Source organism: Labilibaculum sp. (assembly GCF_041595635.1).
GTDB lineage: Bacteria > Bacteroidota > Bacteroidia > Bacteroidales > Marinifilaceae > Labilibaculum.
Genome location: NZ_JBFHJW010000107.1, coordinates 1 through 6,138 on the forward strand (window position 1 = coordinate 1; position 6,138 = coordinate 6,138).

Genomic DNA, 6,138 nt, shown 5'->3' on the forward strand with positions numbered 1-6,138 from the left:
AATAAATCTTTTGGTTCCATAATAAGTGTGCTTTTAATATGAGACTAACGTAAAGTTATTTCCAATTTTTTTCTTGAGCTAGAAAAGGGCTCCGAAAAAATCAGAATAACTTTACTTACACACTTTATGGGATACTGCTGTCCTATACGAATTTAGGACAGCTTTTTTTATTTTAGATGAATTTTAAAAGGAGAGCAACAAACATGTATGAGATCAATGTTTTTATTTTTTTCTCTTATTTATTTTTTCCATGATAATTTCTTGAACTGGACGATTCTGAATTTTGGAATCTAACCAGGAAATAATATCTAAGTAAAGGAAAGCTCTTTTTTCAAAAGGATCATTCACCCATTTTTGTAAATCTACTCTCGATTTTTTCAACTCATCTCTCAATTGATCAGGGCTTATGGAACTTAGTTTTCGTAAGAAGCGAAGAATGTATTTCTGCACCTCCTGTAAGTCATCCATTTTAGCCAGAAAACGATAGGTTGATCGTATTTGATATTCCAAAAGCTCAGTGTTTTCCAATTCATAATGGCTAATCAAATTCAGAATTCGACCAAAACAATGAATGTCTCCCCGAAGGGTGGTGTCTCTCACATCAGAAATTCGATTCAGGTATTTAATGGCCTCTTTGTATTGACCATTTCCGAAGTATAAGCAAGCAATTTTATAGTAGAAAACCAAAGCACGATGATTGTCCATTCCAAACTTATTCTCGGCTAGAAAATTTTCAATTTTAGGAACCAAATGAATCCCTTTGTTAAATGTTCCATCCATGAAATGCCTATTGATTCGGTGCATATAAAGAAACATATTTAGTAGGATATTCAAATTGGAATTGTGCTGGAATTGTTCCTCCGTTTCTAATTTGCGAAGTAAGCGCAGGTTCTTTTTAAAAGTACTTACATGATTTGTGTAAAAGAGAGCTACCAAAACATTGTTCAGTCCTTTTAGATATAGGTCGGTGTGTACCGAAATCATTTCTGGATGAGTAAGAAACAGATCCACCCATTTTTGAGCATATTTATAGCACATTACAAAATCCTGAAGAATCAAATAATACCATACGTAGGACTGATACAGGTATAGTTTTTCAAAAAAACTTAAATTCTGAATATCGTAGGGATGAAGATTGGTGTTGAAAAATTCTTTTACCATCAAAAGGTCTTTCTCGTTGCGAACGTATCCTACTTTAAGGTACAAACCATAAAGGCGAATTGATATGTTCGAGAAAAAAACAACACCATTCATTATTTTACTGATTTCAGTAGCTTCTTGAGTAATTTCCTCAGCTCTGTTTTCAATACTTTTGGTAACGTATTGTGATTCAATCAATTTTTCAAATTGTATAATCTCAAAAATCAGTATGTTCTTCTTATTCTTGCGGGCTAAGATTTTTGTTTTATCGAGTATTCGTAAGCTTTGTTGATATAATCCTTTGTTGTACAATACTTTTGCGTGATCTATTTGCTCACGGATACTGATGCTGATGTCATGATTAATTTGAGTTAAACGCAAGCTGGTGAGGAGCTGCTTGTATAAATGTGCTTTTAAGTTTGGAAGCTGAGATTGTTTTATTTCTTTTGCTTTTTTTAATATAAGGATTTCATTGTATTCGTCCATTTTATCCAATACATCGAATAGTTGCAGAAATTTTGTTTCCTTATCGCTGCTAATTCTATTGGCATATAATTTAAAATTTCGTTTCTCCGATTTCGAAATCGATTTAATTAATTGAAACAGAGGATCTATTTGTTGTTTAGGCATTGTAATGGTTGTGTGAGTTAACTGATTGTACAGCAGAGTGATTTCTAGTTTTCATTTTCCTTGAACTTCGTAGATTATTGTAAAAAAAGATTTTCATAAACGTAATCGATCGGCTACATTTGAACCATCAAATCAAGAGAATGATTCAATAAAAAATTCTTGAAACGGAATATGAATACAACAAATCTGTTATCAAAATTAACAAAATCCGAGAAATTAGAAACAGTTAGCGGATTAAATCAAGCTCTTGAATGTATTGGAGTCGATCAAATTAATAGTGATATGAGCCGTAATCAGGCCATTGAAATAGGGAATGTGATTGTTAATAAATTTGCTGGAGTAATTAATCTCGCCAATTTAGTTGAAGCTATCAAAGATACAGTTTCGATAGAAGAATTGGAAGCATTTAAAAACGAGATATCCGGAAAAGTAAATTCTGTTGTTGCGAAAACGCAAACAGCTCCAATTTATCAGAAACGCTTAGCAACCTTAAAAAGTAGCTTTGAAGAAGTTTCTGGTGACAATGTACTTTGAAAACCATTTGTAGTTGTTAATTCAATTGCAATCTTTAGAGAATTAGTAACACTATCCCCCTTGTGTTAGTAATGATCTAACTATTAACCAAACATGAAGAATTCTAAGTTGTGATGGTTCAGTGAGGGAATGAACGATTTCTTTTTTGGCTTGTTAGTAACTATTTACGAATAATCCAATCCGTTAGAATTAGTAGTTTAAAAGTAAGTTAGGTGTGATTATACTTTTTTAAGAAACATTCCATACCGAATACAAACGCTTAGTTTCTTCATGTTATTATTTTGACCATCTTTTTGATTATGTTTTAATATTTAGTTGTGATAACCAGACCTGATTTTTTCGGGTCTGGTTTTTTTGTAGGCAATAGTGGCTTAGTCACTCTTCTTAAATGGTGATTTTAAAATACAAACGAATCGAAGTTGGAACCGTTTCGGTATAAATGCTAATTGAGTTGATTTGATCTACTGGAATTTCCTCGTAGGATTCGTAAGTAATATTTTCGTGGTTCAGAATGTTATGAATGAGAGCCCCAATTTCACATCTAAATTTTTTAGGATAAAATTTGTATATAATGGCTGCATCAAGTCTGGAGTAGTTTGGTTCTGCTACAATTATATCCTTGTCGGAATAGATAGGGAATCCTGAGCCATAAATAAAATTAGCTGAAATATAGAATGGTTTTAAGCTCAGTAATCCTGCTGTTTTTAATTCATGGCGCTGATCGTGCATGGCTCTTCGATATTCGTTTGTTTCGAAATAATCGAAATTTTCTTGCGTTTTGCCAAGCGTATAGGAAAGCCACAGAGTATGATCGCCGATATCTTTTTTTACGAAAACATCCAGGCCATAAGTTTTGCTTTTTCCTAAGGATATATTCTCTTCATTTTGATACTCATAATATCGGGTGTGACCATTGGTTTTTTTATAGTAAGTTTCAGCACTGATCGTGAATTTATTATAATGGTAGGATGCTCCGGCTACATAATGAACCGATTGCAACACAGGAATATTTTTTTCGTCAGCAGTTACCCAGATATATCGAAAATCGCCAGCTTCGCTAAGCACTGAACTTTTGGTTATAAATTGTTTGTATAAACCCCAGGCTCCGTTAAAAGCTGTTTCTGGGGAAAGCTGTATGCTGAAAGAAAGGCGTGGCTCCCAATAGATTTTTTCCAGTTCAGTGGGATAGTTGGCCCGAAATCCTGCCTTTGCAGAAATAGAGGGGCTAAGCTTTATCTTATTCTGGAGATAGCCGCCAATTCTATTGGCTTTTGAGTTGATATGCAAGATGTTAATATTTAAAGAGTCTTCCTGTAAATCAACTTGATTGTTAACGTAATGTATGCCTGTTTCTAAATTGAGATGCCTGCTTATGAGCAATGAATTTTTTAGACTTGCCCGGTATTCCAGAATATCATTTTCAGATTGATCAGCGCTTCTGAAAAATTCTTCACCCGTATTGGGTCTGGTGATAGATACAATATCGCTGGTTCTTTTTTTTAGTTTCGATTGGGAAAAGGAGAGTGTGCTTGTGTTTCCATTTCTCCAAAGCTTTGAATAGTTAATTGATCCTCCATACTGATTGTTGCTTTCGTATTTGTATTTATTTGCATTGGAATAGGATTCTGAAGTGATATCGTAGGAATACTTGTCTTTTCCGCTCATCAAACTCAACGAGAAAATATCACCATTTCCCCAATTGCTTGAAAACTTAAAGTTGAAATCGTGAAATTTGTAATCCGGAGCTACATCAACATAAAGAGTTGAATCATTTCCTGCTCCTTGTCCTTGCGTATTCCTGTTCGAGGAGGAGTATTTAATTTGTTCATCTTTAAAAAGATTGTAGTACGTATGGCGAAATGCCAGCAGTAGCGACGAACGTTTTCCTATGGGCTGCTCGTAAGATCCACTTGCCGTGATGTTGTTTAGACTTAGATTTAATGTTGGTTGTAAGCGATTTCCATTTTTCCCCGTGATGTGCACAATTCCGCCTACACGATCGCCGTATCGGGCATCGAAACCACCTTTGAAAACTTCCATATTTTTTACCACCAAAGGATTAACAGCTCCAATATCATCGTAAAGATTTTTTAATCCCCAAAGGGTAATATTGTCGAAGAGTACCTGACTTTCTCCTTCGTAGCAGCCCCAAATAATCAGATCGTTGTTTTGTTCGCCTGCGGCCAGAATTCCTGGTTGCAAACGAAGTAGTTCAAAAACCGAATTGTCGTTGTTGGTGGGTAAAAAGCCGGCAATTTTATGATTTAATTTTAGGTTTCCTGCCTGATTTCCCATTCTGATAAAGGTTTGAACCATTCTATCAGAAACGGTAATTTCGGGAAGATCGGTACTTGCAGCACTAAGCAGAATATCAAGTTGCGAGCTTTGGTAAATCGTTGTGTCGAGAATAAAATAGCCCAAATGGGAAATTAGTAGTCGAAATGTACTATCGGTTTCCGACACATAGGAAAAATTCCCGTGTTCGTCCGAAGCCATGGGTGAATTATTAATGCTTAGATGAGAAAAAGGGAGAGCTTCCAGATTCTCTTTATCGCGAATCTGACCGAAGATTCGATAGTGATTCTTTTTTTCTTTGGGGAAGATTAGGTAAACATGATTTACTTTTTCGTAGCTAAGAGGAAATTTTCGCAGAAGAAAATCAATGGCTTTATCTTTTGAAGAAAACGATTCATCGATACTTAGCATATAGGTGGAAAGCAGATCGTGATTAAAGGAAAGTTGGAAGTCGTAGTTATCCCTAAGATTGATCAATATTTCGCTCAAAGGCTTGTTGTGTGCACGAACTTCAATTTTTTGAGCCGAAACTGTTGAAAAAGCAAATCCTAGTAGTAGTAAGATAATGAGTCGTTTCACTTATTGAGAATTAGGGCTTATGATGTAATTATTGTTGGGTGTTTTTACAAATTTCAATCCCAGAGGCATGCAAACAGTGTGCAATGTGCTTTCTACGGATTTTTCTTTGCTAAACTTCCCTGTATAAGTTAAGTCAAATTTCCCTTTTTCTACAATTCTAATATCGTATTGTCTTTCTATTTCTTCAAAAACCTGTTGCAGCGGTGTTTTAGTGAATAGGAATAGATTCTTGCGCCAGGATATTTCATCCTTAGCATTTTCGTATTTTTTAAGTTCCAGTTTGCCATTTTGGGTCACATAGGCATGATCGTTGGGCAGCAAAAGAATTTTATCGGCGGTTAGGTTCGAAACCACTTTTACTTTCCCGGTGTAACAAGTCACCTTGTACTGATTTCCCCTGGCATAAATATTAAAACTCGTTCCTAAAATATAGGTTTTTCCATATTTCGATTTGATTTCGAACTGGTTCCCTTTGGTGATGGAGAAGTAGGCTTCGCCGGTGAATGCTACTTTTCTGGAAAATTTCCACCAGTAGGGATGGTAGGAGATACTCGAATTGGCGTTTAGATTCACCATGGATTGATCGGGGAGGTTTACGCTCATGTGCTGTCCGTTAGGACAATTTATTGTTTTCGTATAAAGAGATAGGAAGCCAGTGAGACCCAAAAGAACGAGTATACAGGCTGCAGCGGCATATTTCCCCCATCGCAATTGTATCCTTTTAGAAGAAGAAGCTGGGACAGAGGTTTTCTGCGAAAGCTCTTTCCAAATATCCTCTTTGGATTTGGAGTAGTTGATTTCGAGTTGAGGAAGTGAATTTAGAAAATCCATATCCGCCTTGAGCTTGCTATTTTGATTGTTTGTTTTCATTTATCTTCCTAAAGCATTTCGTAAAAACGAAAGTGCGTGCGACATTCTTTTTTCGACCGCTTTTACACTGAGGTTTAATCGATCGGCAAT

General features: G+C 35.5%; 4 protein-coding genes. 1 reads left to right on the plus strand and 3 read right to left on the minus strand.

Annotated elements, in window-relative coordinates:
• Positions 1–222 precede the first annotated feature (222 nt).
• Positions 223–1,770: a hypothetical protein gene (locus ABYT26_RS17240; RefSeq protein ID WP_372756202.1), complete on the minus strand. Its 1,548-nt coding sequence runs from the start codon at positions 1,768–1,770 to the stop codon at positions 223–225.
• A 171-nt stretch (positions 1,771–1,941) separates the two neighbouring features.
• Between ABYT26_RS17240 and ABYT26_RS17245 the strand changes: the two genes are divergently transcribed.
• Positions 1,942–2,304, plus strand: a complete 363-nt coding sequence (locus ABYT26_RS17245; protein ID WP_372756204.1) for a hypothetical protein — start codon at positions 1,942–1,944, stop codon at positions 2,302–2,304.
• Between the two features lie 384 nt (positions 2,305–2,688).
• Here the strand turns inward: ABYT26_RS17245 and ABYT26_RS17250 are convergent, their stop codons facing one another.
• Both ABYT26_RS17250 and ABYT26_RS17255 read right to left on the minus strand, forming a co-directional pair.
• Positions 2,689–5,178, minus strand: coding sequence for a TonB-dependent receptor plug domain-containing protein (locus tag ABYT26_RS17250; RefSeq protein WP_372756206.1), 2,490 nt, complete (start codon positions 5,176–5,178; stop codon positions 2,689–2,691).
• Positions 5,179–6,009 carry a FecR family protein gene (locus tag ABYT26_RS17255; RefSeq protein WP_372756208.1) on the minus strand — a complete coding sequence of 277 codons (831 nt, stop codon included), beginning with the start codon at positions 6,007–6,009 and terminating at the stop codon, positions 5,179–5,181. It lies immediately after the preceding gene.
• Between the last annotated feature and the right edge of the window lie 129 nt (positions 6,010–6,138).